We start from the raw sequence: 23942 nt of genomic DNA, 5'->3' as shown, positions 1-23942 counted from the left end.
CTGTGCAATCGCCCTCCGCTTTTTGTGATAATCTAGCTGCGGGCGATAGGGGCTCGAGTCATAAGTCATCTTGCTCCATGAGGAAAGATCGCCTCATTCCGCAAGCTGCCTTATGCTTGTCGCCACTAGGCAATCGCCCTCCGCTTTTTTAATTTGTTAATAATTTTGTCAGAATTTTTCTATATTTTTTGTGAGAAGAGGGTATTAAATTAGTGTAAGCTTTTTTAAAAGTAAGGGGGCGGAAGTAATGGTCGATGTGAAACAAGTATTAAATGATTTTTTTGGAGTGGAAGCACCGATTGATGCAGATGGATTTTATAATATAGTTCTGTTGGAGAAAGTGGATGGATATGATGTTAACATTGCACATCCAAATGATTGGGAGGTACTTGATTTAAGTCATGCTTGTATTCTTACTTTTAATGAACAAGAACTAACAATTCATCTGACGAATAATGGAGCAACTAGAGCGTTATTTGCAGATATGAATGTTGACAAAATAGATATGGAAGAAGAAGAAGCATTAGAAGAAGGAGAAGTAGAAATGCAACAAGCTTTACATTTCTACTTGGATGGTTTTGAAGATTGTCATCTTGTCTTACGATTAAAACCAATTGTTAGTTTAGAGTTTGTTTCTGATAAGGTTGTTGTGGAGGAGGAGGAAGAAGCTGTTTAAGCCAAAATTGCAAGGATAGTTGCATAAACGGACCGATTAAAAAGACGGAAAGAAAGGTTCCGATAAAAATAGGACCGCCTGAAATCCAACCAAGGATGAGGGCGGTTCCTTCTATTATGGTACGGATTTTTGCAATTGACCAACCCGTTTTTTTGACTAAAACAAGGGTGAGCCAATCTCGTGGTCCTGGTCCAAGGTTGCTTGCTACATACATGCCAATGCCAAAACCCATACACATAATTCCTACTAACAAGACAATCAGTTGTAAGAGAAAGTGTTGCACAGTAGGAATAATGTTTAGTTGTAACAAGATATTGATAAAAAAGCCAATACATAAAATGTTTATAATCATCCCAATCTGTGGCCATTGTTTTGCAAGTATGCTTGTTAATATAATAATGGTCACCCCAACAAGTTGTACCCATACTCCAATGGATAGACCTGTTCGATTACTGAGACCGATATGTAAAACATCCCATGGATTAACTCCTAATTGTGCTTGAATCATTAACACAATACCAAAAGATAAAATAAACAACCCACTTATAAATAACAAAATGCGCTTCGGAAAGGAACCACTATGAGTAGGGAGTAAAGATGGTTTTTTCTTCATCTTTGCATGCCTCCAATCTATCATTAACACTATCAATAAAGTAGGAATTATGCAAACTATCTTTGGTGCACAAGACAAACGTGAAAAAACAGTCGAAGAAATATCCTCGACTGCTAAAAAGTTGTTTTATTTTTTAAACGGTTGTTTTTTCATATAGGTTAAGGATCGCCACATCCACTCTAATGGACCAAAACGAAAACGATTCAACCACCAGTTGCTGGCGATTACTTGTATGATAAAGAAAATAACACCAAATAATAATGCGAGAGAATAGCTAATTTTCCCGTAAACACCAAATGCAAAAGGTCCATATAAAAAAGTAAAGAGAATCGATTGAAAAATGTAATTTGTTAATGCCATTCGTCCTGGTGCTGCTAAGACGTGAAGGGCATTTCCGTGTTCAAATAAAAATAGTAAAAACACGCAATAGGCAATCGTTAACAAAGGAGCACTCGCATATTGTAAAAGGTTAAATGGTGTTTCTGGCGTAACCAATGGAATAATCCAAGAAAAGAATGCTCCTGTCAGCAGTGTGATGATACCAACTACTTTAAATCCTTTTTGTTTTTCTTTAAATTGCTGAATCCACTTTTTCTTCGCTACCCCAGCCCCGAAAAAGAAGGCTGCTGAAAATGGTAGCAACGTTAGAAGATGCATTAGATATCCAAGACCACCGGAGCCGAAGTAATAATGACGTTCCGCAACGTTCGCCTTCATCAACTCCACGAATGATCCTTGTTGGTGAACGGCAATGGTGGAATGGATGGCTGTGAATTCTTTTTCTGGGATGATAAGTGGTTCGTTTAAAAAATACATTCCTAGTTGAATAAGAACAGAAAAGGAAAAATACAGTCCAAATAACACATACGAAATAACGAGTAATGTTGTTCCTTTTAAGCGATGAAAAAGGAGTAAAAACAATCCAATGACCGCATAATCTGCTAAAATATCACCAAACCAAATAAAATAACCATGAATCAATCCGAAAATAAGTAAAAGGAATAATCGTCGTAAGTAAAATGGTACGAATGATTGATGTCGGAAGGAAGCACGTTCATACATGATAATCATGCCAAAACCAAACAACATAGAAAAAAGTGTAATGAATTTTCCATCAATAAACATCGATACGACCGTTTTTAAAATATGATCGAGCGTTGTCCAGGAGGCAGTAAATTCATTAGGTGAACCGAAGTATGATTGTAAATACACGGGATACATAAACCAAAGCATGTTTGCCAGTAAAATACCAAATAATGAAAAGCCACGGAAAATATCAATAATTTCAATTCGCTCTTGAGAACGAATAGGTTGTAAACGTTCCAATCCCATCTCCCCTTCTGTGTTTGTTTCTAATAAAATACCCTATTTTACTTTTCTATAAAAATTACCTTTCATTTTGTTTTCAAAAAGAAGGTAATGTAAGATACAGACTGTTTTTTGTGACAAAACGTTCACTTTTTATAAAAAAATAAAAATGTAATCGTTTACGTGATAGTTCAAGCATTGACAACAAAGGGGGAAATTGAATATAATTTTCTTAATTAATAAAGTTTTTTAAATATTTGAACAAAATGCTTTGAAAAGGAAGAGTAGATGAATAAAAAAACGTCAGAGATCTGTCCCATAGGCTGAAAGGATGGTCGTGAATTTTTCATTGAAAATCACCTTGGAGCTTTGTTTTTGAACGTATAGTAGAAAACGACGATTGGCCTTCGTTAACAGGTCGGAGTCTTGATAGAGACTTCCTGAGTCTATTTTCGTGAGGGAATAGAGAAGCTCAGTGGTAACGCGAAACCACTCTCGTCTGGGCACATATGTGTCTTGGCGGGAGTTTTTTTATGGAGAAATAGCACAAGGAGGATATAGACATGGAAGAAACAAAAACACGTGTTTCGGTAGAAGACGTTATTTTAGCACACCATACATTAAAAGGGGTAGCGACAAAAACACCTTTACAATTAAATAAAATTTTATCTAACCGATATGGCGGTAATGTTTATTTAAAAAGAGAAGATTTACAAGTAGTTCGTTCGTTTAAACTGCGCGGTGCTTATAATATGATTCGGAATTTACCGAAAGAAGATTTAGATAAAGGGGTGGTTTGTGCTAGTGCCGGAAACCATGCACAAGGGGTAGCCTTTTCTTGTCAAGCGTTAGGAGTACAAGGAAAAATCTTTATGCCAGCAACGACTCCGAGACAAAAAGTTTCCCAAGTTAAAATGTTTGGTGCAGATGCGATTGAAGTTATTTTAACAGGAGATACGTTTGATGATTCCTTTAATGAAGCAATGACGTACTGTACCGAACAGGGGATGACGTTTGTACATCCGTTTGACGATGTAAAAGTAATTGCTGGACAAGGAACGGTTGGACTGGAAATTATGGATGAAGTGAAAGAGCCGGTAGACTATGTGTTTATGGCAATCGGTGGCGGTGGTCTTGCGAGCGGTGTAGGAAGTTATATTAAAAGCATTAGCCCGAATACAAAAATCATCGGAGTAGAGCCAGAAGGAGCACCTTCAATGAAACGGGCATTAAAAGAAAAACATCCAGTCTTGTTATCTAAAATTGATAAATTTGTAGATGGTGCTGCTGTACAACAAGTAGGGCAAAGAACATATGAAATTTGTCAAGACGTAGTTGATGATATCGTAGTTGTACCAGAAGGAAAAGTCTGTACGACTATCTTGAATTTATATAATGAAAATGCTATTGTAGCCGAGCCTGCTGGTGCATTAGCAATTTCTGCTCTTGATTTTTATCAAGATAAACTAAAAGGCAAAACAGCTGTTTGTATTGTGAGTGGCGGGAATAATGATATTAGCCGCATGCAAGAAATTAAAGAGCGTTCTTTAATTTATGAAGGATTAAAACATTATTTCTTAGTGAGTTTCCCGCAACGTGCTGGAGCACTTCGTGAATTTTTAACCGAGGTACTTGGTCCAAACGATGACATCACTCGTTTTGAATATACAAAAAAACATAACAAAGATAATGGACCAGCGTTAGTAGGGGTAGAATTAAAATATAAAGAAGATTATGCACCATTAATCGAACGATTGAAGAAAAAATCACCGAATTACGTAGAAATTAATAACGATCCGACATTATTTTCTTTATTAATTTAAACATCGTAGAAAAGTCCGCCTAAAAGGTGGACTTTTCTTATGCAAAAAAAGTGTAGCATGTTACATTCGATGGTCGATAAGTCGAATTGCTTTTCCTTCTGAACGTGGAATTGCTTTTGGTTTTTGAACGACGACATTCATCGATACTAAACATGTGTTTTTTAATTCATGTTGAATTTTTTTGCGAAGTCCTTGGACGGTTGGATGGTTTAAATCGTTGGAGAGATTGCGATAGATGTCTTGGTTCATTTCAACATGTAACTCAAGATGATCTAGTACGCCTTTTTTTGAAAGATGGATTTGATAATGAGGCACGAGTTCGTCTATTTGGAGTAGGCAACGTTCAATCTCTGTAGGAAATACATTGACGCCACGAATAATTAACATATCGTCAATTCGTCCTTTTACACGGGACATGCGAGTAGAAGTTCGTCCACAAATACAGCGTTCTGTCGTAATGGACGCAATATCACCTGTACGATAACGAATAATCGGGAGTGCTTCCTTTGTTAAACTTGTAAAAACAAGTTCTCCGTCTTCCCCTTCTGCGACAGGTTCAAGTGTTTTCGGGTTGATTACTTCTATGAAAAAGTGATCATCGGCAACGTGCAAGCCATCTTGCGCTTCATGACATTCTATCGAAATACCTGGCCCCATCACTTCGCTTAATCCATAAATATCGAGTGCTTTAATTTGGAACGTTTCTTCTAATGTTTTTCGCATTTCTTCTGACCATGGTTCTGCCCCAAAGATTCCATATTCCAAACTTGTTTTCTTTGGATCGATTCCCGCTTCTCGCATATGTTCGGCAATATTTAAAATATACGATGGTGTCCCGCAAATACCTCGAGGTTTAAAATCTTCAATAACGGTAATTTGTCGGTCTGTATTGCCACCAGATATTGGGACGACGGCAACGCCTAATTGTTCTGCACCGAAGTGTAAACCTAGCCCGCCAGTAAATAGGCCGTACCCATAAGCATTATGAAAAATATCTCCTTTTCTTCCACCAGCGATTGTAATCGCACGCGCGACAATGGTAGACCAATTTTCAATATCTTTTTTTGTATAGCCTACGACCGTTGGCTTTCCACTTGTCCCACTTGATCCATGAATACGGACGACTTCTTCTCGTGGTACGGCAAAAAGATGAAAAGGATAATTATCTCGTAAATCCGATTTTTCTGTAAAAGGAAGCCTTTGAATATCATCTAAACTACGAATACCATTAGGTGTTACGTGATGTTCTTGAAACCGCTTACGATAAAATGGAACCTTTTCATATACTCTTTCCACTGTTTCTTGTAGACGTTTTAATTGAATAAACTGTTTCGCTTCTACACTCATCATCTCTATCTCTGGATTATACAAACGTTCCCCCTCCTTGAAAATGACGATATTTTTACGATTTATGAAACACCGTTATATAAAGAGTAAAGAAACCGCTAATAATTGTCAATAATTTTTCGAAAATTCAAATAATATAAAGTTAGCATAAATCATCTCTTTTTTACATATTAATAAAATGCTATTTTAATGTAGAAAATGCTATTTTAAATAAATATTTTTTGTTTAATAGAAAATAACCTTGATGTAGCAAGCTTTGCCAAAAACGAGAATGTTAATTTAACAAAATATTTAGAAAATTTATGAAATTGTATTGAAATTTATATGACGCCATTTTATAATAGCGTTAACAAAATGTTATATAAGGGTGGTGGTTCGGTATGTTAGGTCGTCAAGACGTAACAGAACGAGAGAAAATGGACCAGTTTAAAAGAAGAATCGAACAGGGAGAAAAAATTGAAGCAACCGATTGGATGCCCGAAGAATATCGAGTGGCATTAATAAAATTGATTTCTATGCATGGAATCAGTGAAATAATGGGTGCTTTACCTGAAAAAGAATGGGTACCAAAAGCTCCGTCGTTACGAAGAAAGTTAGCTATTATGGCCAAAGTCCAAGATGAAATGGGACACGGACAATTGTTGTTACGTGTAGCAGAAGATTTAATGGCCCCGTTAGGAAGAACGCGGGAGCATGTGATGCAAGATTTATTTAAGGGAGATTTAAAGTTTCATAATGTGTTTCATATGAAAACGCATTCATGGGGAGATGCAGGACTGATTGGTTGGTTAGTAGACGGTGCTGCTATTATTACCCAAACGAATATGTTAGATGCTTCTTACGGTCCGTATCAACGAGCATTGCAACGAATTTGTGCAGAAGAAGTTTTTCATGCTCAGCACGGAGAAGCCGTTATTATGGCACTAGCAGAAGGAACACCAGCACAAAAAGAATTAATACAAGATGCGTTAAATCGTTGGTGGGAAGCATTGTTAATGTTTTTTGGCCCTGAATCAAAAGAAACGACGGGTTCTTCCAAACAAGATATTACGATTCAATATCGTATCCGCAAAAATACAAACGAAGAGTTACGCCAAGCATTTTTAACGAAATACGTTCCGCGCATTTATTCCATTGGATTAACCATTCCAGATTCCACATTACATTACGATGAAACACTCGGACGATGGGTGTACAAACAACCAGATTGGAACCGTTTTAAAGAAATTATTTCGAATAACGGTCCAAAATCAAAAGAGCGTTTAACATTACGCCAAGATTCATATGAACGCAATCGGTGGGTGCGAGAAGCGTTAGCTAGTCGTCCGACTGTGGCAATTTAAAAGGAGGGAAAATGGTGGAAACGAGCGAAAAAGGTTTTTATCGGGTATTTGAAGTGTTCAGTCGAAAAACAGATGTCGCACCAATGTATTATCAATTTAGTTTGTTAGCACCGAATGAAGAAATGGCCTTAATAATGGCGCAAGAAAATTTTATGCGTAGAGAACAAGTAGTGGACATTTGGATTGTCCCGAGAGATTGTATTCGTCATTTAACAGAAGAAGAAAGAAAAATGGTATCGCGTCTTGATAATAAAGAATACCGAACTGCGAAAGGGTATGGATATTTGCGAAAAAAATGGCGTGCATACAATCAAAAAATGTTTGATGACCAAGAAATTTTATCCTGGGCAAAAGGGGTGAAAAAACTTGAGCAATGAGTTTTTACTAAAGGAGTTGTTGTTTCAATTAGCGGATGACGATTTTATGATTGCTTTTCGTGGTTCTGAATGGCTTGGCCTTACCCCACATATTGAAGAAGATGTTGCCTTTTCCTCTATTAATCAAAATACAATGGGTCATGCCTCGATGTACTACCAACATGTCAGTGAATTAGGGGGTGGAACACCAGATGCCCTCGCACACAGCCGCACAGAAAAAGACAGACGGAATGCTATTTTAGTGGAACTTGCCAATGGTCCAGGTCATTATCTTAAAAATCCTCAATATGATTGGGCATTTGCTGTTGTTCGTCATTATCTTTATGAGATGCATAAACAAGTTCGTCTAGAAAGTATAACAACTTCTTCCTACCAACCGTTACAAACATTATCCCAAAAAATATTATCGGAACAATTTTATCACGTGAAGCATTGGGAAACATGGTTTACCCAATTGATGCTTAGTACAGAAGATGCAAGAGAGCGAATGATTCAAGCGCTTGATCTCGTTTGGCCTGAGTATGATGGACTCATGACGTTAGGAAAATATGGGAGAGACATGGAAAAAGAGCGCCTGATCGACTCGCATGAAACGTTACGAACCGAAACGTTACGTCGATTATCCGATGTTTTTCAAAAGGTTCATTATACAAGAGAAGATTCACCTGGTTCCATATCTGGTAATGGGCGAAACGGGGAACATACCGAACAATTATCGGAAGCATTAGCCACATTATCAGAAGTGTACAACACAAACCCTGTCGCACAATGGTAAAGGGGGAAAGAGGATGCTGACGAAAGAGACCGTATTAAAGTGGCTTGCATCTGTCGCAGACCCTGAAATTCCAACGGTCAACATTGTGGAATTTGGGATGGTTCATGACGTGTGCATTACGGATAAAAAGGTATGCATTTTGTTAATTCCAACTTTTCTCGGATGTCCAGCATTAGACATTATTAAACAAAATGTTGAAAACGAACTACATCAACATATGCCGATGAAAACGATTGAAGTGACATTTATAACGGACCAACCATGGACTACCGAACGAATTCAACCTAGTGCAATCGAGCATTTAAAGGCCTATGGCATCGCACCACCACCGAAACATCTCGATCAAGTAGAATGTCCATACTGTGGTTCTGTTCATACAACGGTAGATAATCTATTTGGTCCAACCGCATGCCGGAGTATTTTGTATTGTTCCACCTGTAAAAATCCGTTTGAGGCAATGAAGCCGATGTTTTTACCAGTAACAAATCATAAATGAAAAGAAAGGGACGATGAAACATGATAAAAGTAATTGCATTGTATAAACATCCTGAAAATAAAGAGAAATTTGATGAGCATTATTTTAATGTCCACGCTCCATTAACCGCTAAAATTCCAGGTTTAAAAGAAATGAACGTAACGAGAATTACCGGTACTCCATTCGGTGAAAGTGAATATTACATGATGTGTGAAATGATTTACGAAGACAAAGAAACATTTAAAAAGGCGATGAAATCAGAAGAAGCAAAAGCATCTGGAAAGGATGCCCAAGCATTTGCTGGTTCGATTGTTACCCTTTTATTTGGGAAAAGTGAAGATGAGTAACACGTATGAACACATACTTGTATCGTATCCAGCACCTGCAATCGCCATGATTACGTTACATCGACCAGACGTGTACAATGCTTTAAATGTCCAAATGGTTGGAGAAATCGTGGAGGCAATAAAAGTAGCAGAAGCTAGCGAAGAAGTGCGAGTGATTGTGTTACAAGGAAATGACCGTGCGTTTGCTGCCGGGGCAGATATTCATGAAATGGCTCACCAAGACCCGATTACATTAGATCTTCTCAATCAATTTGCTGTATGGGATGAAATGAGACGAGTGAAAAAGCCAATCATCGCGGCTGTAAAGGGATACGCCTTAGGTGGCGGATTCGAATTAGCGTTAACGTGTGACTTTATATTTGCTTCAGATGATGCTCACTTCGGATTTCCAGAAGTGAATATTGGAATTATGCCAGGAGCAGGCGGGACGCAGCGGTTAACGAAAGCACTTGGAAAAGTAAAAGCGATGGAGTGGCTTTGTTTAGGGGAACAGATGACGGCAAAAGAAGCGTGTGACTACGGGGTGATTAATCACGTTTATCCGAAAGAAGCGTTAGCCGCCGAAGTATTACGATTTGCGAACACGTTAGCTACAAAACCGCCGCTCTCGTTACGGTTTATAAAAGAAGCGGTGCAAACAGCGCTCGATTATCCTCTAGATGAAGGGCTAGCTTTGGAACGAAAAAACTTTTATTTATTATTTAGTTCCCAAGATCAAAAAGAAGGCATGCAAGCATTTATCGAAAAAAGAAAGCCACTATTTAAAGGTAGGTAATGACGATGAAGCAATTATTTGAAACGATTCGCTGGGAAGAAAAACAAGGGGTAGCATGGATTACGTTACATCGTCCCGACACGTTAAATGCGTTTACCCGACAAATGAATGAAGAAATGCTACAAGCTTTAAAAATAGCAGAAAAACAAGATAATATTCGCGCAGTGCTCATTACTGGGGAAGGTCGAGCATTTTGTTCGGGGCAAGATTTAGCGGATGTAGATGAAACGATGAAGCACGGAGACATTTTACGCATGTATTACAACCCGATGATAGAAAAAATTCAAACGATCGAAAAACCGGTGGTCGCTTACGTGAATGGGGTAGCGGCTGGAGCTGGGATGAGTGTAGCGTTAGCGTGTGATTATCGTCTCGTTCATGAACGGGCAACGTTTATTCAATCGTTTGTCAATGTTGGATTAGTGCCAGATAGCGGTGCGTTTTATTTTTTACCGCGGATGATTGGTACGGCGAAAGCGTTTGAATGGATGAGTTTAGGAGAAAAAATGTCAGCTAAAGAAGCAGAACGTTTTTCTATTGTAACGAAAATCATCACAGACGAAACGATAGAAGACGTCGAAACATTTGTAACAAAACTTGCGGCTAGTCCAACGAAAGCTATTGGTCTGATGAAGCGTTATCTGAACGAAAGCTTTCATCACCATTTACAAGAGATATTAGAATTAGAAGCGGAGTTACAATCGATTGCCGGTGGTACGGAAGACCATCACGAAGGAGTACAGGCATTTTTACAAAAACGAATCCCTAATTATAAAGGAAAATAAGAGGAGTGAAGGAAATGTCGGTTCAAACAAAGGAAACGTTCGAAGTGAAAGGTGTCATTCGGAAAGAATATGAAATGGTGATCAATGGTGTGCGTGTAGTTAGTAGTAATGGAGAGACGATGGCTATTTACAATCCTGCGACCAATGAAGTGATAGCAACGGTACCGAAAGCAACGAAGGAAGATGCAGAAAAAGCTGTACAAGCAGCAAGAGAAGCGTTTGATCATGGAAAATGGCGTCATTTTCCAGTTAATAAACGTTCTCGGATTATCAATAAAATGGCGGCGATTATGCGAAAACGTTTTCATGAGTTAGTCGAACTAGAAGTGTTAAACACAGGAAAATCGCTGACAACAGCACAAGGGCAAGTCATGCAAGCAATTGAAGATTTTGAATTTTACGCAGGAGCGATTGTCGGCCATCGCGGTCAGGTGAATAACGTGCCAGGTGCCTTTTTGAACTATACGAGAAAAGAACCGGTTGGCGTTTGTGCTCAAATCATTCCGTGGAATTATCCGCTCATGATGGCTGCATGGAAAGTAGCACCAGCCATTGCTGCTGGTTGTTCCATTGTCTTAAAGCCTGCAAGTTTAACACCATTAACAGCGATTGTATTAACGGAAATTTGTCAGGAAGCAGGCGTACCGAATGGCGTTGTCAATATTGTAACAGGTGCTGGTGCAACGGTAGGCGATTATTTAGTGGAACATGAACAGGTAAATAAGGTAGCCTTTACTGGATCAACGGAAATTGGAAAAAATATTATGCAAAAAGCATCAAGTACATTAAAACGAGTAACGTTAGAGCTTGGCGGAAAATCTCCGAATATCGTCTTTCAAGATGCGGATATCGAGAGTGCGGTAAACGGTTCACTGTTCGGGATTTTTTATAATACGGGTCAATCTTGTGAAGCTCGTTCGCGATTATATGTCCAAGAAGACATTTACGATGCATTTATGGAAAAATTTGTTGAACGAACAAAACAGTTACGGTTAGGAAATCCGATGGACCAAACGACACAAGTAGGTTCTATCATTAGCCGGAGCCAATTAGAAACGATTGATGCGTACGTGCAATCTGCGAAAGAAGAAGGTGCGACGATTGTAACGGGTGGATGTGAAGTGAAGATCGAAGGATTTGAAAAAGGGCATTGGTATGCACCGACTATTATTACAAATGTGACCCACGATATGAAAGTCGTCCAGGAAGAAATTTTTGGTCCAGTCGTTGTGGTGATGCCGTTTAAAACAGAAAAAGAAGCCATTCAGCTAGCAAACGATACACAGTATGGGTTAGGTTCTGCGATTTGGACAACAGACCAAGCGCGCGCCACACGTGTCGCTAACCAAATCGAAGCAGGGATTGTCATGGTAAACTGTCCGTTTTCTGCCTTTCCGGGAACGCCGTTTGGTGGCTATAAACAATCAGGATTTGGTCGGGAACTTTGTGTAGAAACGCTTGATTTATATACAGAAGATAAAAGTATTTTATCGTATTACGGAGCGCGTCCATTAAATCCATTAGGTGTATAAAAAAGACTCCAGACAATACTAGGCAAGCGTCTAGTATTGTCTAAATTTTCTGTTAAAAGGGGTGGGAGGATGATTCAAACGATTGCTGTCATTGGTACTGGTGTCATGGGGCAAGGAATTGCATACGTAAGTGCAATCGGTGGTTTTCAAACGATTATGGTTGATGTTTCGAACGAAGTAGTAAAGCGTGCGGAACAAAATATTCGCTCGTTAATGGAACAATCGGTACAAAAAGGATTTTTACAAGAAGAACAAGCATCGGAAGCGAAAAACCGTCTCCATGTTGCATCTAGCATAGAACAAGGGATAAGCGAAGCGGATGTTGTCATTGAAGCGGTGCCAGAAAAAATGGCATTAAAAAAATCGGTGTTTGAACAAATAGACCGGTATGCTAAACCAACTTGTTATGTTGCTACGAATACTTCGACGATGAGCCCAACGGAAATCGCTTCTTTTACTAGTCGACCAGACCGCGTGATTGCGATGCATTTTTTTAATCCTGTTCATAAAATGAAGTTAGTAGAAATGATTCGTGGCTTAGAGACGAGCGATGATACAACTGCTGTCATCGAACAAGTAGCAAAGAAAATGGGAAAAGAAACGGTTGTCGTAAATGAATTTCCTGGGTTTGTAACGAGCCGAATGAGTGCGCTTGTCGGAAATGAAGCGTTTTGTATGTTGCAAGAAGGAGTCGGAACTCCAGAAGAAATTGATACAGCGATAAAACTTGGATTAAATTATCCGATGGGACCATTTGAACTGGTCGATTTAGTCGGATTAGATGTCCGGTTAAATAACTTGAACTATTTGTATGAAACATTAGGCGAAAAATATCGCCCCGCCCCTCTTTTAATCAAGTATGTCAAAGCAGGAAGGCTCGGGAAAAAGACTGGAAAAGGTGTTTACGAATATGACGAATTTGGACAAAGGAAGTGAAGAAAGTGAAAGAAGTGAAAGAAGTAGTGATTGTGGACGCGGTGAGAACACCGATTGGTCGTTATAACGGAGCGCTTCGTCATATCCGTCCGGATGATTTAGCAGCGATGGTGATTGCTGCTTTAATCGAAAGAAATCCAAACGTACCCGTAGCAGAAGTGGAAGAAGTAGTGCTCGGAAACGCAAATCAAGCAGGAGAAGATAATCGAAATGTCGCGCGTATGGCTGTTTTGCTAGCAGGTCTTCCAATTCACGTAGCTGGAACAACAATTAATCGTTTATGTGGTTCTGGACTAGATGCCGTGAACTATGCAGCTCGGTCGATTATGACCGGAGAAGCAGATGTCGTCATTGCTGGTGGAACAGAAAGTATGACCCGTGCTCCTTTTGTGATGGCAAAACCAGACGTAGCCTTTCCGCGCGGGGATGTGAACATGTTTGATACGACGATTGGTTGGCGGTTTGTCAACCCGCGTTTACAAGCAACCTTCGGGGTAGATTCGATGCCACAAACAGCCGAAAATGTCGCACAGGAATTCGACATTTCACGCGAAGAACAAGATAAATTTGCCTATTGGAGCCAACAAAAAACGAAACGAGCGATGGAAAATGGTTATTTTCACGATGAAATTGTTCCAGTATCGTGGACGGATCGAACAGGAGTAGAACATATTTTCAAGCAAGATGAACATCCTCGCGTTGATACTACGATGGAAAAGCTATCAAAGCTCCGTCCTATTTTTGAAAATGGTACGGTTACAGCAGGTAATGCTTCTGGCGTAAATGATGGTGCTTCTGCTCTTTTATTAATGAGTCGCGAAAAAGCAAAAGAATATGGCGTTCGTCCACTTGTAAAATATGTCACATCCGCCGTTTGTGGGTTAGTTCCTCGTATGATGGGGCTTGGTCCTATTTATGCGACCAAAAAAGCGTTAGAGCGTGCTCGCCTTGGAATCGGAGATATCGATGTAGTAGAAATAAATGAAGCATTTGCTTCGCAATCGATTCAATGTATTCGAGAATTAAACGTAGATATAGAAAAAGTCAATGTCAATGGTGGGGCAATTGCACTTGGTCATCCGCTTGGTGCTAGTGGAGCGAGAATGTTAACGACGCTAATCCATCAGATGAACCGAAAAAAAGACCGATTAGGACTCGCGACGATGTGTATCGGCGTTGGGCAAGGGATTGCGACTATTGTAGAGCGTGTGGAGTAAAGGAGGGTAAGAAATGTTGGTTACAAAAACGATTGATCGTCATGTAGCAACGGTTACGCTTTGTAGAGAAGAAGCGCTTAATTGTTTGAACTATGATGCATTAGTTCAGATGCAACAAATCGTCGAGGAGTTGCACACAGACCGAGATATCCGGGTAGTTGTTTTTATAGGAGCAGGAGAAAAGGCTTTTTCTGCTGGTGCAGATTTAAAAGAACGACGTCATTTAACTGAAACCGAAGTACGTCGTAATGTAAAGGCTATTCGGGAGTTATTTACGAGTATGGAAAAGCTTCCGATGGTGACGATTGCTGCAATCAATGGACACGCTTTAGGTGGTGGGTTAGAATGGGCGCTTGCTTGTGATTTTCGAATCGCAGCTGCACACGCGACGTTGGGTTTAACCGAAGTACGCTGGGCCATTATCCCTGGTGCGGGTGGAACGCAACGGTTGCCACGATTGATTGGGTACGGAAAAGCAATGGAAATGATTTTATTAGCCAAACGAATTTCTGCAGATGAAGCACGGCAAATCGGACTTGTCCATCACGTCGTTCCTTTTGAGCAATTACATGCAGCGGTGGATACGTATGTAGAGCAATTGTTGCAAAATGGACCATGTGCAGTAGCAGAAGCAAAGTTTGCCATTCGGGAAGGGATGAATACGGATATGTACACCGGAATGGAAATAGAAAAGAAAGCGTATGAAATGATTATTCCAACAAACGACCGTATCGAAGCATTGCGAGCATTTCAAGAAAAACGTCGACCAAACTTTCAAGGAACATAACGATATTGAAAGGATAAGAGTGGCTTCATTATAATGGAAAGTAAAAGAATAATGAAGGATGATGTTAAGTGAAAACTTCTATGAATACACGGTCGATGATTTTTACGTTATACGGTGACTTTATTCGCCATTACGGGGGAGAGATTTGGACAGGAAGCCTAATTACATTATTAGAAGCATTTGGCCATAATGAGCAATCGGTTCGAGCAGCTATCTCGAGAATGAATAAACAAGGATGGGTACAATCCATTCGGCGCGGAAATCGGAGTTATTATCAAATGACAGATAAAGGGAAAGAACGATTGGAAGAAGCGGCTGGACGAATTTTTAAATTTCATCCACATCATTGGGACGGAAAATGGCGGATGATTTCTTATTCCATTCCAGAAGAAATTCGCCACGTTCGCGATGAATTTCGGAAAGAACTTGTCTGGAGTGGATTTGGCTCGTTATCGAATAGCTTATGGATTTCCCCTAATCCACTTGAAAAACAAGTATACAATTTAATCGAAAAATATGAGATTACAGCGTATGTTCATTTATTTCTGTCTAACTATCACGGGCCAAAAGAACAAAAAGAGTTAATCGAATCGTGTTGGGACATTCAAGCAATCAATGAAAAATATAATGAGTTTATTAAACGATACAGTGAAAAGTACATTATTGACCGAACGAAAATCCAAAAAGGTGAAATGACCGACGGGGAATGTTTTGTAGAACGAGCGATTTTAGTACATGAATATCGAAAATTTTTATTTAGTGACCCTGGATTACCAGAAGAACTATTACCAGATGAATGGCTAGGAGATTCTGCAGCTCAATTATTTACGAGTTATTATAAAGAATTAGCCCAACCGGCACAGCGTTTTTTTGAATCAGTCTTTTATGAAGGAAACCCTAAAAATGAAAGCACAGTTGATTTATCGATGCACCCTTTTTCTAAAACAGATGAATAGGAAACAATCCCCCATCGATAATAGATGGGGGATGGGTAAAATCATTATTGTACTTTTTTACACGTTTCTTTATAATCGATTGCTTTTTGTTTATACGTATCAATCGTCAGTTGAATGAGTTGGATGTCTTTGTCTGTTAAAGGACGGATGACTTTCCCTGGATTTCCCATTACGAGTGAACGGGGCGGAATTTTTTTATTAGACGGTAAAAAGGTATTAGCACCAATTAAACATTGTTCACCAATTTCCACTCCATCCATAATAATGGACCCCATTCCAATCAATGAACCTTTCTTAATCGTACATCCATGTAAAATCACGTTATGTCCAATAGAAACTTCATCTTCTAAGAGTAAAGGATACGCATCATATAAGTGACAAGTAGAATTGTCTTGAATATTACAAAATTTCCCGACTTTTATTGGTGCTTCATCTCCGCGTAATACCGCATTAAACCAAATGCTCGCTCCTTCCTCGATAGTGACGTCACCGATAATTCGTGCGCCTGGTGCAAGAAAAGCCGTAGATGCTATTTGTGGTCGTTTATGATTAAATTCATAAATCACACGAAGGCCTCCTTTAACAATTTTTTACCATTATATCATGAAAAGGAAGTGAACGTATTGAAAAATGTTACGAATCTTTTGCATATTTCGTATCCGATTATTCAAGGTGGGATGGGGAATGTTAGCCATGCTAAGTTAGCAGCTGCTATTTCGAATGCTGGTGGTCTAGGAACGATTGGAGCGGGAACGATGACAGCAGAAAAAGTAGAACAGCTCATTATCGATACGAAACGAATGACCGATAAGCCATATTGCATCAACATTCCGATTAATGTTCAGCCGTATTTATCGGAAGTAGTAGAAGTAGTAAAAAAACATCGTGTTCCGGTCGTATCGTTATCTGCAGGGAATCCTCGCCCCTTCATTCCAGTGTTTCAAGCGCTTGGCACAAAAGTAATATGTGTCGTTGCAACGGTACAACAAGCGAAAAAAGCGGAACAAGCAGGAGCAGATATCATTGTAGCGGAAGGATATGAAGCAGCAGGGATTAATTCACAACAGGAAACAACAACGTTCACATTAATTCCGCAAGTTGTTCAAGCTGTTTCGATTCCAGTTATTGCGGCCGGTGGGATTGCGGATGGAAAAGGGTTGGCGGCTGTCTGGGCACTTGGTGCAGCAGGGGTACAAATGGGGACGCGGTTTATTGCCACAAAAGATGCGGACGTCCACGAAATATATAAACAACACATCTTACAGGCTAATGATACTGGCACAACAATCGTTGGTCGTTCGCTCGGATTACACCGTCGATTATTAAAAACGGTGTATGCACAAACATTAAAAGAAGCAGAAACAACTGTTTCCTTGGAACAATTTCAACAATTAACCGATGAACGGCATCACTGGCTAGGAGCGATGGAAGGAAACGAAACAGAAGGACATATGAACGGAGGGCAAATTGCTGGGTATATTACCGACCTCCCAACCGTTGATTCCTTGCTTCGTGCGATGATGATAGAAGCATGGGGCACAATTGATAACATGCATCGTTCGATCAAGCACGAAGAGAGGATGAAACAATGAAAGAAGGATTACAAGTAGGGAATAAAAAACAATTTGTTCATACGATTACGAAAGAAATGTTTGCTTCATTTGGGGGGCGGTTAATTCATCCGACTTATTCAACCGTAGCGATGGTATATCATATGGAATGGATTTCACGGCTATTGCTTGAACCATATTTAGAAGAAGAGGAAGAAGGGGTTGGTGGAGCAGTATCTGTTCGACATCTTGCATCCAGTCCAGAAGGTTCTCGCGTAACGGTAACCGGAGTTGTGACGAGCGTATCGGATCGTAAAATTGTGACACGCGTTGATGTTGTGAATGAAAAAGAGCACATCGGAACAGGAGAAGTTGTGCAATATATTGTGTCAAAACAAGCATTAAAAAGGAAACTCACAAGAGAAGCATGAGAAAAGAAAGAGGCTGGGACAAAACCCTCCTCTGAACTGAAAAAGCCAGTGAAATTTTACGGTGAGTAAAAATTTCACTGGCTTTATTTTTTCATCAAAAAAAGGACACCTTCTGATAAAATTAAGTTACCAGACAAAATTCAAACAGAAAGAAGTGTCCTTATGTTTAAAGATTATAACATGAATTAATTAATTTTTCCTTTAAATGTAGAAGTAAAACTTCAAAATAATGATATTGCCTTCCACATCCGAAAGTATTCCGAAAGAAGCAATCGAACCATTTCTTTGAAATACGGGTTGTCCTGCTTATCATCCACGCATGAGGTTAAAAATTATCTTATGTGCCTATACGCAATCTGTTTTTTCAGGGCGTAAAATAGAAGCACTTTTAAAAGATATTCTTCGTATGATGTGGCTAGTTCATGGTTATGAACCAAGCTATCGCACCATCAACCGTTTTCGTGTTCATCCTGAAGTAAAAGAATTAATTCGCCAGTGTTTCGTTCAATTTCGCTGCCAGCTGGTACAAGAAAAATTGATGGAACAAGAAGCGATTTTTATTGATGACACAAAGATTGAAGCGAATGCGAATAAATTTACATTCGTTTGGAAGAAATCTATTGAAAAATATTACAACAGTTTAATCGAAAAGTCGAACCAGTTATACGATGAACTTCTTGAAAAAGAAATTATGCCAGAAATCGAGCGCGAAAGTGAAAAAGAATTATCAACAGAAGAACTCGCTCAAGTGGTTCAAAAAGTGGACGAGGTTATTTCTGAATATGATCAAAAAATAGACGCATCGTTAGATGTAACAGAACGAAAAAAGCTAAGAAAGGAACGAAAGTTTCCAAAACAAGCTCGCAAACAATTGGCTGATTACATCGTACGTAAACAGAAATAGGAGAAGGACTTTGAAATTTTTGGTGCGCATAATAGTTATTCTAAGATGAATCATGATGCGACGTTTATACGAATGAAAGATGACTATATGAAAAATGGTCAATGAAAGGCTGGCTATAATGTCCGAGTCGCGACAGAAGGTTAGTACGCGCTTGCCTACAGTATTTTTTCGAACCCAATAGACACGTACATTAATTCTATTTTTAGATAAAATTGAACAACATTATTTCAAATTACCAAAGCATATCGTCGCAGATGCTGGATACGGTAGTGAACAAAATTATAATAATATCCTGTCGAATCGTAAACGAGAACCTTTCATTACTTATAATATGTATATAAAGAAAAAGGAGAAGAAGTACAAACAAAACAAGTTCCATACATCTAACTGGGAATATGATCAAGAAAAGGATGTGTATACTTGTCCACACAAACAACAACTTGTATTTAAATATCGTTCTATGCGAACGGATAAGTTAGGTTTCTCTCGTGAGTTTAAAGTGTATGAATGTGAAGGCTGTTCAGGCTGCCTACTTCGTTCATCTTGTGCAAAAGCAAAAGAAGGAAATAATCGAAAATTAATGGTGAATGAAAAATGGGAACGGCAAAAAGAATATGTGAGAGCGAAGCTTTCAGAAGAAAAAACCGGTGCCCTCTATCGTCAACGTAAGATTGATATAGAACCATTTTTTTGATTATTGAAGGCTAATTTGCGTTTCACTCGATTTTCTGTCCGAGGAAAATGAAAGGTTGAAAATGAAATGGGCCTCGCATTAATGGTCGTGAATATGCAGAAATTCACGGCCATCAACTAAAAGATATAAAGATTCATATAAAAAAATAGCAAAAAGTGAAATGGAGTGAGCTCAATTTCACTTTTTGTATTGTTTGAAGCTAGTTATGTCCCAGTCTCTTTTTACTGTTCCATTAATTGTGCTACCGGAACGGTCATTTCTTGTTCTCGATTCGTTCGATTATACACTCTAGCCATTTCAGTCGCTTCATTTATATCTTGAATCATAATAAGCGTTCCGTTATACGTCACGTCGACAATTGTCGCGCTTTGAGAAATTTCTTTTGCTCGTAATACATTCATTTTCCTCTCCTCCTTTCTTTTCGTTAGTATTGTATTATTTTCTTCTTTTTAGCCAAAAAGGTATACTGAAGTAGTAGTTTGCGATTATTTTTTAAAAATAATCGATTTGTGAAACTTTTCTTTCTTTTGTTCGTACAACATAATAGCAGGATGTGTAAGGGGAGGGGAATGGTTTGTTTAAACGAATAATGTCCAAGCTAGGGATAGGGGGAGCGCGTGTCGATTTAATCTTAGATCGCGCACAATATTCCATTGGAGAAAAACTAACAGGAACATTAATCGTGCAAGGCGGGACTGTCGAGCAAACCATCGATGGTATTACGATTGATATGATGATGGATTTACGCATAAAAGATAAAGCGTTTACAAAATCGGTGTATACGTTTCCAGTAACTGAATCTTTTATTATTTATGAAGAAGAACGAAAAGAATTCCCAATTTCCTTTGATTTACCACATGATTTGATGATTTCCAGTCGAACCGTGTCTTATTATTTCCAGACAAATTTAAAAATTGTCCAAGCAGCCGACCATCAAGATCACGACCGTGTCATTATTGCACCGACAGAAGCGTTAGAGAAAGTATTCATGGCGTTACAAGAACTAGGATTTAAAGAAACATACGATTCTCGGTCGTTTGACGGGATTGCACAAAAATTTGAATTTTCACCAACTAATGCAAATGGATTTAATGGGCAAATTAAAAAAGTTATGTTCATTGTGGCGGTAGAAGAGAAAGGAATTCAATTGTTGCTTGAAGTAGTCCCGTATCAGTATATGCCAAAACATACGGTATTACGGCAAGAGTTATCATTAACACCAAGCATTTTAACAGAAAAACGTGATATTAAATCAGGATTAAGTCAAGTGATGAATGAAATGATTGACCATTCGACTGCTTATACGCACCGAGCGTTCCGAATGAATGAAATAAAAACAAAAAATAACTATCCATTAAAGGGAGCTATCGGTGGAATGGTGGCTGGTTTGATTGGAGGGGTAGTGCTTTCTGAAATATTGGAGCAGCCAGAATGGGAAGAACAGACGGAATCACTGCTAACATCGGTCTCGTATGATGAAGGGTATTTAGGCGAAGGATATGTAGAAGAAACAGATAGTTATTTTGAAGATATGCAACGAGAAGATGATTTTATAGAAGAATTAGACGATTCTTTTGATATCTTTGAAACAGACGATGACTTCTAAAGAGGATGTGAAAAACAAATGGTAGAAACAGAACAGCAACTCCAAAAGGCATTGAAAGAAATCAGAAAATGGGAAAAAGCACAACAAGGAATTTGGATATGGAATGCAATTGTACGTTTACCATTTAAGTTATTAGACAAAATCACGCCTAAAATCATTCACGAAAAAGTCGGGACATTAATCGATGAAGTTGCTCATTTTTTGCAAACAGGCGGGAAGTACCTTGTAAAGGAACAACGTATGTTTAAAACGTTAGGTGTCTCTTCTTATGAAGAGATTCAACGTCTTTCTTTAGAAGAAATGGATCAGAGCGCGGAAACATTGCGGAAGCAGGCGAGCAATATTGCATTCGTACAAGGTGCAACGACGGGAATCGGTGGCATGTTTACGTTAGCAATAGACATCCCAGCCGTATTAGGACAATCATTAAAAGTGTTGCAAGAAATGGCTATCTGCTATGGATTTAATCCAAATGGAAAAGAAGAACGCATTTTTATGATGAAATGTTTACAGTTTGCTTCTAGTGATGTTGTTGGAAAAAAAGCCATCTTACAAGAATTAGAGCAAGAAAAAAAGGCGAATACTGTTTCTCAAATTCAAGGATGGCGAGAAATAACAGCAAGCTATGTAGAATCGTTTGGATTAAAAAAATTATTTCAAGCAGTACCTATTGCAGGCATAGTGTTTGGGGCTATCTCGAATAAATCGATGTTGGAAGATATATCAGAAGTTGGTATGATGTTTTATAAGAAGCGTAGAATTATACAAAAGCTTGAAGAGGTGAAATGATGTTTAAACGTATTAGCTTATTTCTTTTAACAAACATTCTAGTCGTTTTAACGATTGGAATCATCACAAGCGTACTCGGTGTAAGACAGTACGTAACAGAAAGTGGCATTAATTATACGGCGCTTTTAGTATTTAGTTTTATTGTTGGTTTCACAGGTGCCATTATTTCTTTATTAATTTCACGTTGGTCTGCTAAACAATTAATGGGTGTACGAGTATTAAACCCAAATGATGCAACATTAACAGCGGAAGAACGTCATTTAGTGCAAATGGTATATCGTTTATGTGAAAAAGCAGGCATGAAAGTAATGCCTGAAGTAGGAATTTATGATTCACCAGAAGTAAACGCATTTGCGACAGGTCCTTCTAAAAATAAATCATTAGTCGCTGTTTCAAGTGGACTTTTACAAAAAATGGATGATGATGCTGTAGAGGGAGTATTAGCACATGAGGTAGCACATATCGTGAATGGTGACATGGTAACGATGACGTTATTACAAGGTATCATCAATACATTTGTTGTGTTCTTATCTCGTTTATTAGCATATGCTGTATCTCAATTCGTACGTGAAGATATTGCTTGGATTGTGCAATTTGTAACGATGATTGTCTTAGATATTTTATTCTCTATTTTAGGAAGTCTTGTTGTCTTTGCACATTCCCGTCATCGTGAGTTTCATGCAGATGCAGGTGGTGCGCAATTAGCAGGACGCAATAAAATGGTACATGCATTACGTTCTTTACAGCAAACAGTGGAGTTAGTAGATACAAGTGATAAACAAGTAGCAGCATTTAAAATTAGTGGCGGGGGAGCAAAAATGCTTCGTTTATTCTCTACTCACCCACCACTAGAAGATCGCATTGCGCGTTTAGAAAAAGGTATGTAACAAAAAAGCAAGGAAAAACAATTGTTTTTCCTTGCTTTTTTTATTCATTTTGGACGCTACCAACTTTTCGTATAAGTACCTTAACTCCAAAGTAAAAAACTTCTTCTGTTGAGTACCTTATTCCTTCATCGGTAATCAAGCGCCCTACGCTTTTGGATGTCTAGCTTCGGGGAGCTAACGACTTCCGCTATAAGTCAAAGTGCTCCAGAGGCAAAGAGCGCCTCTTGCGCCCTTCGCCTTATAGCTCCGTCGTTAAGCAAGCCCCCCTCCGCTTTTCGATATTGTCCAGCTTCGGGCGCTAGGGGCTCGAGTCATAAGTTATATGGCTCCATGAGGAAGAACGCCTCATTCTACCATCTATCTTATGCTTGTCGCCCCTAACCAAGCGCCCTTCGCTTTTCTTTTAATGTGTGGTGTGTTGTGGGAATTGTTGGTTCATGTATGTGGTGAATTGTGTTTGAGTTTGTTGGAGTGTTTGTGGTTGTTCAGGTGTGATGCTGTAAAATCCTTTTTTAAACATAACGTTGTATAAGTCTCGTTGGCATTCTTGTGTTTCAGTATAAATGGATAATATATCTTGGTATAACTTTGTATGGCTCGCTTCGTGTACAGCATAAGAATAAGATGTTGTCATATATTTTTCTGTGGATAACATGTCAGTAATAAAATCACGATCGTTCATTTGCGGTGTGTTTGGGACTTGTAATTCTGGATTACGAATATTATTCATTAAAATCCACCTTGCTTTCCGCTAACCATTTGGTTAGATTGTAAATGATTTAATAACATTTGATAATGGCGTTTGTGCATGAGACAACTTCTTTCAATTGCCTGTTTAATTTCAGCATCTTGACATTGATTAGCGAAAAAATGAGCTTTTTTCATCGCATTTAAATTCCAACTTAACATATCTTGTAAATACAAGTGGTCTTTTGTTGAAACGACAACAGGTGGTTCTGGATAAACCGTTTGATTCGCTTGTTGTTGTAACATTTCAAATGCTCCTTTC

At 38.8% G+C, this 23942-nt stretch carries 26 protein-coding genes, 1 pseudogene and 1 other annotated feature; of the genes and pseudogenes, 20 read left to right on the top strand and 7 right to left on the bottom strand.

The window, feature by feature from the left end:
- The first annotated feature begins 247 nt into the window (after positions 1-247).
- Positions 248-676, top strand: a complete 429-nt coding sequence (locus tag BN1372_RS11540; protein WP_062199626.1) for a hypothetical protein — start codon at positions 248-250, stop codon at positions 674-676.
- On the opposite strand, the gene BN1372_RS11535 is transcribed toward BN1372_RS11540, so the two are convergent.
- Together BN1372_RS11535 and BN1372_RS11530 are read right to left on the bottom strand one after the other, a co-directional pair.
- The gene (locus BN1372_RS11535) at positions 618-1289 is read right to left on the bottom strand and encodes a YczE/YyaS/YitT family protein (RefSeq protein WP_062199625.1); all 672 of its coding nucleotides are present in this window, start codon (positions 1287-1289) and stop codon (positions 618-620) included. The two genes, BN1372_RS11540 and BN1372_RS11535, sit on opposite strands and share 59 nt — an antisense overlap.
- A 126-nt stretch (positions 1290-1415) precedes the next feature.
- On the bottom strand, positions 1416-2615 hold the full coding sequence (locus tag BN1372_RS11530; RefSeq protein ID WP_062199623.1) for a DUF418 domain-containing protein: 1200 nt from the start codon (positions 2613-2615) through the stop codon (positions 1416-1418).
- Between the two features lie 244 nt (positions 2616-2859).
- Positions 2860-3103 (top strand) — a binding site (T-box leader).
- Between the two features lie 57 nt (positions 3104-3160).
- On the opposite strand from BN1372_RS11530, the gene ilvA reads away from it, so the two are divergent.
- Complete coding sequence (ilvA, locus tag BN1372_RS11525; protein ID WP_062199620.1) at positions 3161-4420, top strand: threonine ammonia-lyase IlvA; 1260 nt, start codon at positions 3161-3163, stop codon at positions 4418-4420.
- Positions 4421-4480: 60 nt separating this feature from the next.
- On the opposite strand, the gene paaK is transcribed toward ilvA, so the two are convergent.
- Positions 4481-5770, bottom strand: coding sequence for a phenylacetate--CoA ligase PaaK (paaK, locus tag BN1372_RS11520; protein WP_062201331.1), 1290 nt, complete (start codon positions 5768-5770; stop codon positions 4481-4483).
- A gap of 377 nt (positions 5771-6147) precedes the next feature.
- On the opposite strand from paaK, the gene paaA reads away from it, so the two are divergent.
- The 12 genes from paaA (at position 6148) to paaX (ending at position 16072) form a co-directional block, all read left to right on the top strand.
- Complete coding sequence (gene paaA / locus BN1372_RS11515) at positions 6148-7110, top strand: 1,2-phenylacetyl-CoA epoxidase subunit PaaA (RefSeq protein ID WP_062199618.1); 963 nt, start codon at positions 6148-6150, stop codon at positions 7108-7110.
- 14 nt (positions 7111-7124) lie between these two features.
- Positions 7125-7487, top strand: a complete 363-nt coding sequence (paaB, locus tag BN1372_RS11510; RefSeq protein WP_230198822.1) for a 1,2-phenylacetyl-CoA epoxidase subunit PaaB — start codon at positions 7125-7127, stop codon at positions 7485-7487.
- The gene (gene paaC / locus BN1372_RS11505; RefSeq protein WP_062199614.1) at positions 7477-8262 is read left to right on the top strand and encodes a 1,2-phenylacetyl-CoA epoxidase subunit PaaC; all 786 of its coding nucleotides are present in this window, start codon (positions 7477-7479) and stop codon (positions 8260-8262) included. Before paaB ends, paaC begins: the two co-directional genes overlap by 11 nt.
- A gap of 13 nt (positions 8263-8275) precedes the next feature.
- Entirely contained in the window at positions 8276-8758 is a 483-nt protein-coding gene (gene paaD / locus BN1372_RS11500; RefSeq protein ID WP_062199612.1) for a 1,2-phenylacetyl-CoA epoxidase subunit PaaD, read from the top strand.
- A 20-nt stretch (positions 8759-8778) separates the two neighbouring features.
- The gene (locus BN1372_RS11495; RefSeq protein ID WP_062199610.1) at positions 8779-9084 is read left to right on the top strand and encodes an EthD family reductase; all 306 of its coding nucleotides are present in this window, start codon (positions 8779-8781) and stop codon (positions 9082-9084) included.
- The gene (locus BN1372_RS11490; protein ID WP_062199608.1) at positions 9077-9859 is read left to right on the top strand and encodes an enoyl-CoA hydratase/isomerase family protein; all 783 of its coding nucleotides are present in this window, start codon (positions 9077-9079) and stop codon (positions 9857-9859) included. The genes BN1372_RS11495 and BN1372_RS11490 overlap by 8 nt, the downstream gene beginning before the upstream one ends.
- 5 nt (positions 9860-9864) lie before the next feature.
- Positions 9865-10644, top strand: coding sequence for an enoyl-CoA hydratase-related protein (locus tag BN1372_RS11485; protein ID WP_062201328.1), 780 nt, complete (start codon positions 9865-9867; stop codon positions 10642-10644).
- 14 nt (positions 10645-10658) lie between these two features.
- On the top strand, positions 10659-12176 hold the full coding sequence (locus tag BN1372_RS11480; RefSeq protein ID WP_062199606.1) for an aldehyde dehydrogenase family protein: 1518 nt from the start codon (positions 10659-10661) through the stop codon (positions 12174-12176).
- 69 nt (positions 12177-12245) lie between these two features.
- Positions 12246-13112, top strand: a complete 867-nt coding sequence (locus BN1372_RS11475) for a 3-hydroxyacyl-CoA dehydrogenase (RefSeq protein WP_062199605.1) — start codon at positions 12246-12248, stop codon at positions 13110-13112.
- 14 nt (positions 13113-13126) lie between these two features.
- Positions 13127-14329 (top strand): acetyl-CoA C-acyltransferase, encoded by a 1203-nt coding sequence (locus BN1372_RS11470; protein WP_062201325.1) that lies wholly within the window; start codon positions 13127-13129, stop codon positions 14327-14329.
- Between the two features lie 13 nt (positions 14330-14342).
- Entirely contained in the window at positions 14343-15116 is a 774-nt protein-coding gene (locus BN1372_RS11465) for an enoyl-CoA hydratase-related protein (RefSeq protein ID WP_062199603.1), read from the top strand.
- 80 nt (positions 15117-15196) lie between these two features.
- Positions 15197-16072, top strand: coding sequence for a phenylacetic acid degradation operon negative regulatory protein PaaX (gene paaX / locus BN1372_RS11460; RefSeq protein ID WP_062201322.1), 876 nt, complete (start codon positions 15197-15199; stop codon positions 16070-16072).
- Positions 16073-16116: 44 nt separating this feature from the next.
- On the opposite strand, the gene BN1372_RS11455 is transcribed toward paaX, so the two are convergent.
- On the bottom strand, positions 16117-16638 hold the full coding sequence (locus BN1372_RS11455; protein WP_062199601.1) for a gamma carbonic anhydrase family protein: 522 nt from the start codon (positions 16636-16638) through the stop codon (positions 16117-16119).
- Between BN1372_RS11455 and BN1372_RS11450 the strand changes: the two genes are divergently transcribed.
- From BN1372_RS11450 to BN1372_RS11440, 3 genes and pseudogenes are all read left to right on the top strand, one after another.
- Positions 16618-17664, top strand: a complete 1047-nt coding sequence (locus BN1372_RS11450; protein ID WP_082419032.1) for an NAD(P)H-dependent flavin oxidoreductase — start codon at positions 16618-16620, stop codon at positions 17662-17664. The genes BN1372_RS11455 and BN1372_RS11450 overlap by 21 nt on opposite strands.
- Complete coding sequence (locus BN1372_RS11445; RefSeq protein WP_062199599.1) at positions 17661-18053, top strand: thioesterase family protein; 393 nt, start codon at positions 17661-17663, stop codon at positions 18051-18053. Before BN1372_RS11450 ends, BN1372_RS11445 begins: the two co-directional genes overlap by 4 nt.
- A gap of 192 nt (positions 18054-18245) precedes the next feature.
- A pseudogene (locus BN1372_RS11440) lies at positions 18246-19762 on the top strand (IS1182 family transposase); the annotation flags it as partial.
- A gap of 110 nt (positions 19763-19872) precedes the next feature.
- On the opposite strand, the gene BN1372_RS11435 reads toward BN1372_RS11440, so the two are convergent.
- A complete protein-coding gene (locus BN1372_RS11435) occupies positions 19873-20052 on the bottom strand; it encodes an H-type small acid-soluble spore protein (RefSeq protein ID WP_062199597.1) in 180 nt (59 codons plus the stop codon).
- Positions 20053-20225: 173 nt separating this feature from the next.
- Here BN1372_RS11435 and BN1372_RS11430 point away from each other — a divergent pair, with 173 nt between their 5' ends.
- From BN1372_RS11430 to htpX, 3 genes are read left to right on the top strand one after another with little or no spacing between them, the layout of a single operon-like run.
- Positions 20226-21257: a sporulation protein gene (locus BN1372_RS11430; protein ID WP_062199595.1), complete on the top strand. Its 1032-nt coding sequence runs from the start codon at positions 20226-20228 to the stop codon at positions 21255-21257.
- Between the two features lie 18 nt (positions 21258-21275).
- On the top strand, positions 21276-22046 hold the full coding sequence (locus BN1372_RS11425) for an EcsC family protein (protein WP_062199593.1): 771 nt from the start codon (positions 21276-21278) through the stop codon (positions 22044-22046).
- The gene (htpX, locus tag BN1372_RS11420; protein ID WP_062199591.1) at positions 22046-22933 is read left to right on the top strand and encodes a protease HtpX; all 888 of its coding nucleotides are present in this window, start codon (positions 22046-22048) and stop codon (positions 22931-22933) included. The genes BN1372_RS11425 and htpX overlap by 1 nt, the downstream gene beginning before the upstream one ends.
- Positions 22934-23336: 403 nt before the next feature.
- Here the strand turns inward: htpX and BN1372_RS11415 are convergent, their stop codons facing one another.
- A complete protein-coding gene (locus BN1372_RS11415) occupies positions 23337-23663 on the bottom strand; it encodes a spore coat protein (RefSeq protein ID WP_062199589.1) in 327 nt (108 codons plus the stop codon).
- On the bottom strand, positions 23663-23926 hold the full coding sequence (locus tag BN1372_RS11410) for a hypothetical protein (protein ID WP_062199587.1): 264 nt from the start codon (positions 23924-23926) through the stop codon (positions 23663-23665). The genes BN1372_RS11415 and BN1372_RS11410 overlap by 1 nt, the downstream gene beginning before the upstream one ends.
- Positions 23927-23942: the final 16 nt, after the last annotated feature.

Origin of the sequence: Massilibacterium senegalense, assembly GCF_001375675.1 — a bacterium.
GTDB lineage: Bacteria > Bacillota > Bacilli > Bacillales > Massilibacteriaceae > Massilibacterium > Massilibacterium senegalense.
Note: the sequence above shows the minus strand (reverse complement) of the source record. Positions and strands in the feature narration are given on the sequence as shown.

Excerpts from the sequence above, each read along its gene's own strand:
- BN1372_RS11540 (WP_062199626.1), top strand. The coding sequence starts at position 248 with ATGGTCGATGTGAAACAAGTATTAAATGATTTTTTTGGAGTGGAAGCA.
- BN1372_RS11535 (WP_062199625.1), bottom strand. The coding sequence starts at position 1,289 with ATGAAGAAAAAACCATCTTTACTCCCTACTCATAGTGGTTCCTTTCCG.
- ilvA (WP_062199620.1), top strand. The coding sequence starts at position 3,161 with ATGGAAGAAACAAAAACACGTGTTTCGGTAGAAGACGTTATTTTAGCA.
- paaK (WP_062201331.1), bottom strand. The coding sequence starts at position 5,770 with ATGATGAGTGTAGAAGCGAAACAGTTTATTCAATTAAAACGTCTACAA.
- paaA (WP_062199618.1), top strand. The coding sequence starts at position 6,148 with ATGTTAGGTCGTCAAGACGTAACAGAACGAGAGAAAATGGACCAGTTT.
- paaD (WP_062199612.1), top strand. The coding sequence starts at position 8,276 with ATGCTGACGAAAGAGACCGTATTAAAGTGGCTTGCATCTGTCGCAGAC.
- BN1372_RS11495 (WP_062199610.1), top strand. The coding sequence starts at position 8,779 with ATGATAAAAGTAATTGCATTGTATAAACATCCTGAAAATAAAGAGAAA.
- BN1372_RS11490 (WP_062199608.1), top strand. The coding sequence starts at position 9,077 with ATGAGTAACACGTATGAACACATACTTGTATCGTATCCAGCACCTGCA.
- BN1372_RS11485 (WP_062201328.1), top strand. The coding sequence starts at position 9,865 with ATGAAGCAATTATTTGAAACGATTCGCTGGGAAGAAAAACAAGGGGTA.
- BN1372_RS11480 (WP_062199606.1), top strand. The coding sequence starts at position 10,659 with ATGTCGGTTCAAACAAAGGAAACGTTCGAAGTGAAAGGTGTCATTCGG.
- BN1372_RS11475 (WP_062199605.1), top strand. The coding sequence starts at position 12,246 with ATGATTCAAACGATTGCTGTCATTGGTACTGGTGTCATGGGGCAAGGA.
- BN1372_RS11465 (WP_062199603.1), top strand. The coding sequence starts at position 14,343 with ATGTTGGTTACAAAAACGATTGATCGTCATGTAGCAACGGTTACGCTT.
- paaX (WP_062201322.1), top strand. The coding sequence starts at position 15,197 with ATGAATACACGGTCGATGATTTTTACGTTATACGGTGACTTTATTCGC.
- BN1372_RS11450 (WP_082419032.1), top strand. The coding sequence starts at position 16,618 with ATGATTAAATTCATAAATCACACGAAGGCCTCCTTTAACAATTTTTTA.
- BN1372_RS11445 (WP_062199599.1), top strand. The coding sequence starts at position 17,661 with ATGAAAGAAGGATTACAAGTAGGGAATAAAAAACAATTTGTTCATACG.
- BN1372_RS11435 (WP_062199597.1), bottom strand. The coding sequence starts at position 20,052 with ATGAATGTATTACGAGCAAAAGAAATTTCTCAAAGCGCGACAATTGTC.
- BN1372_RS11425 (WP_062199593.1), top strand. The coding sequence starts at position 21,276 with ATGGTAGAAACAGAACAGCAACTCCAAAAGGCATTGAAAGAAATCAGA.
- htpX (WP_062199591.1), top strand. The coding sequence starts at position 22,046 with ATGTTTAAACGTATTAGCTTATTTCTTTTAACAAACATTCTAGTCGTT.
- BN1372_RS11415 (WP_062199589.1), bottom strand. The coding sequence starts at position 23,663 with ATGAATAATATTCGTAATCCAGAATTACAAGTCCCAAACACACCGCAA.
- BN1372_RS11410 (WP_062199587.1), bottom strand. The coding sequence starts at position 23,926 with ATGTTACAACAACAAGCGAATCAAACGGTTTATCCAGAACCACCTGTT.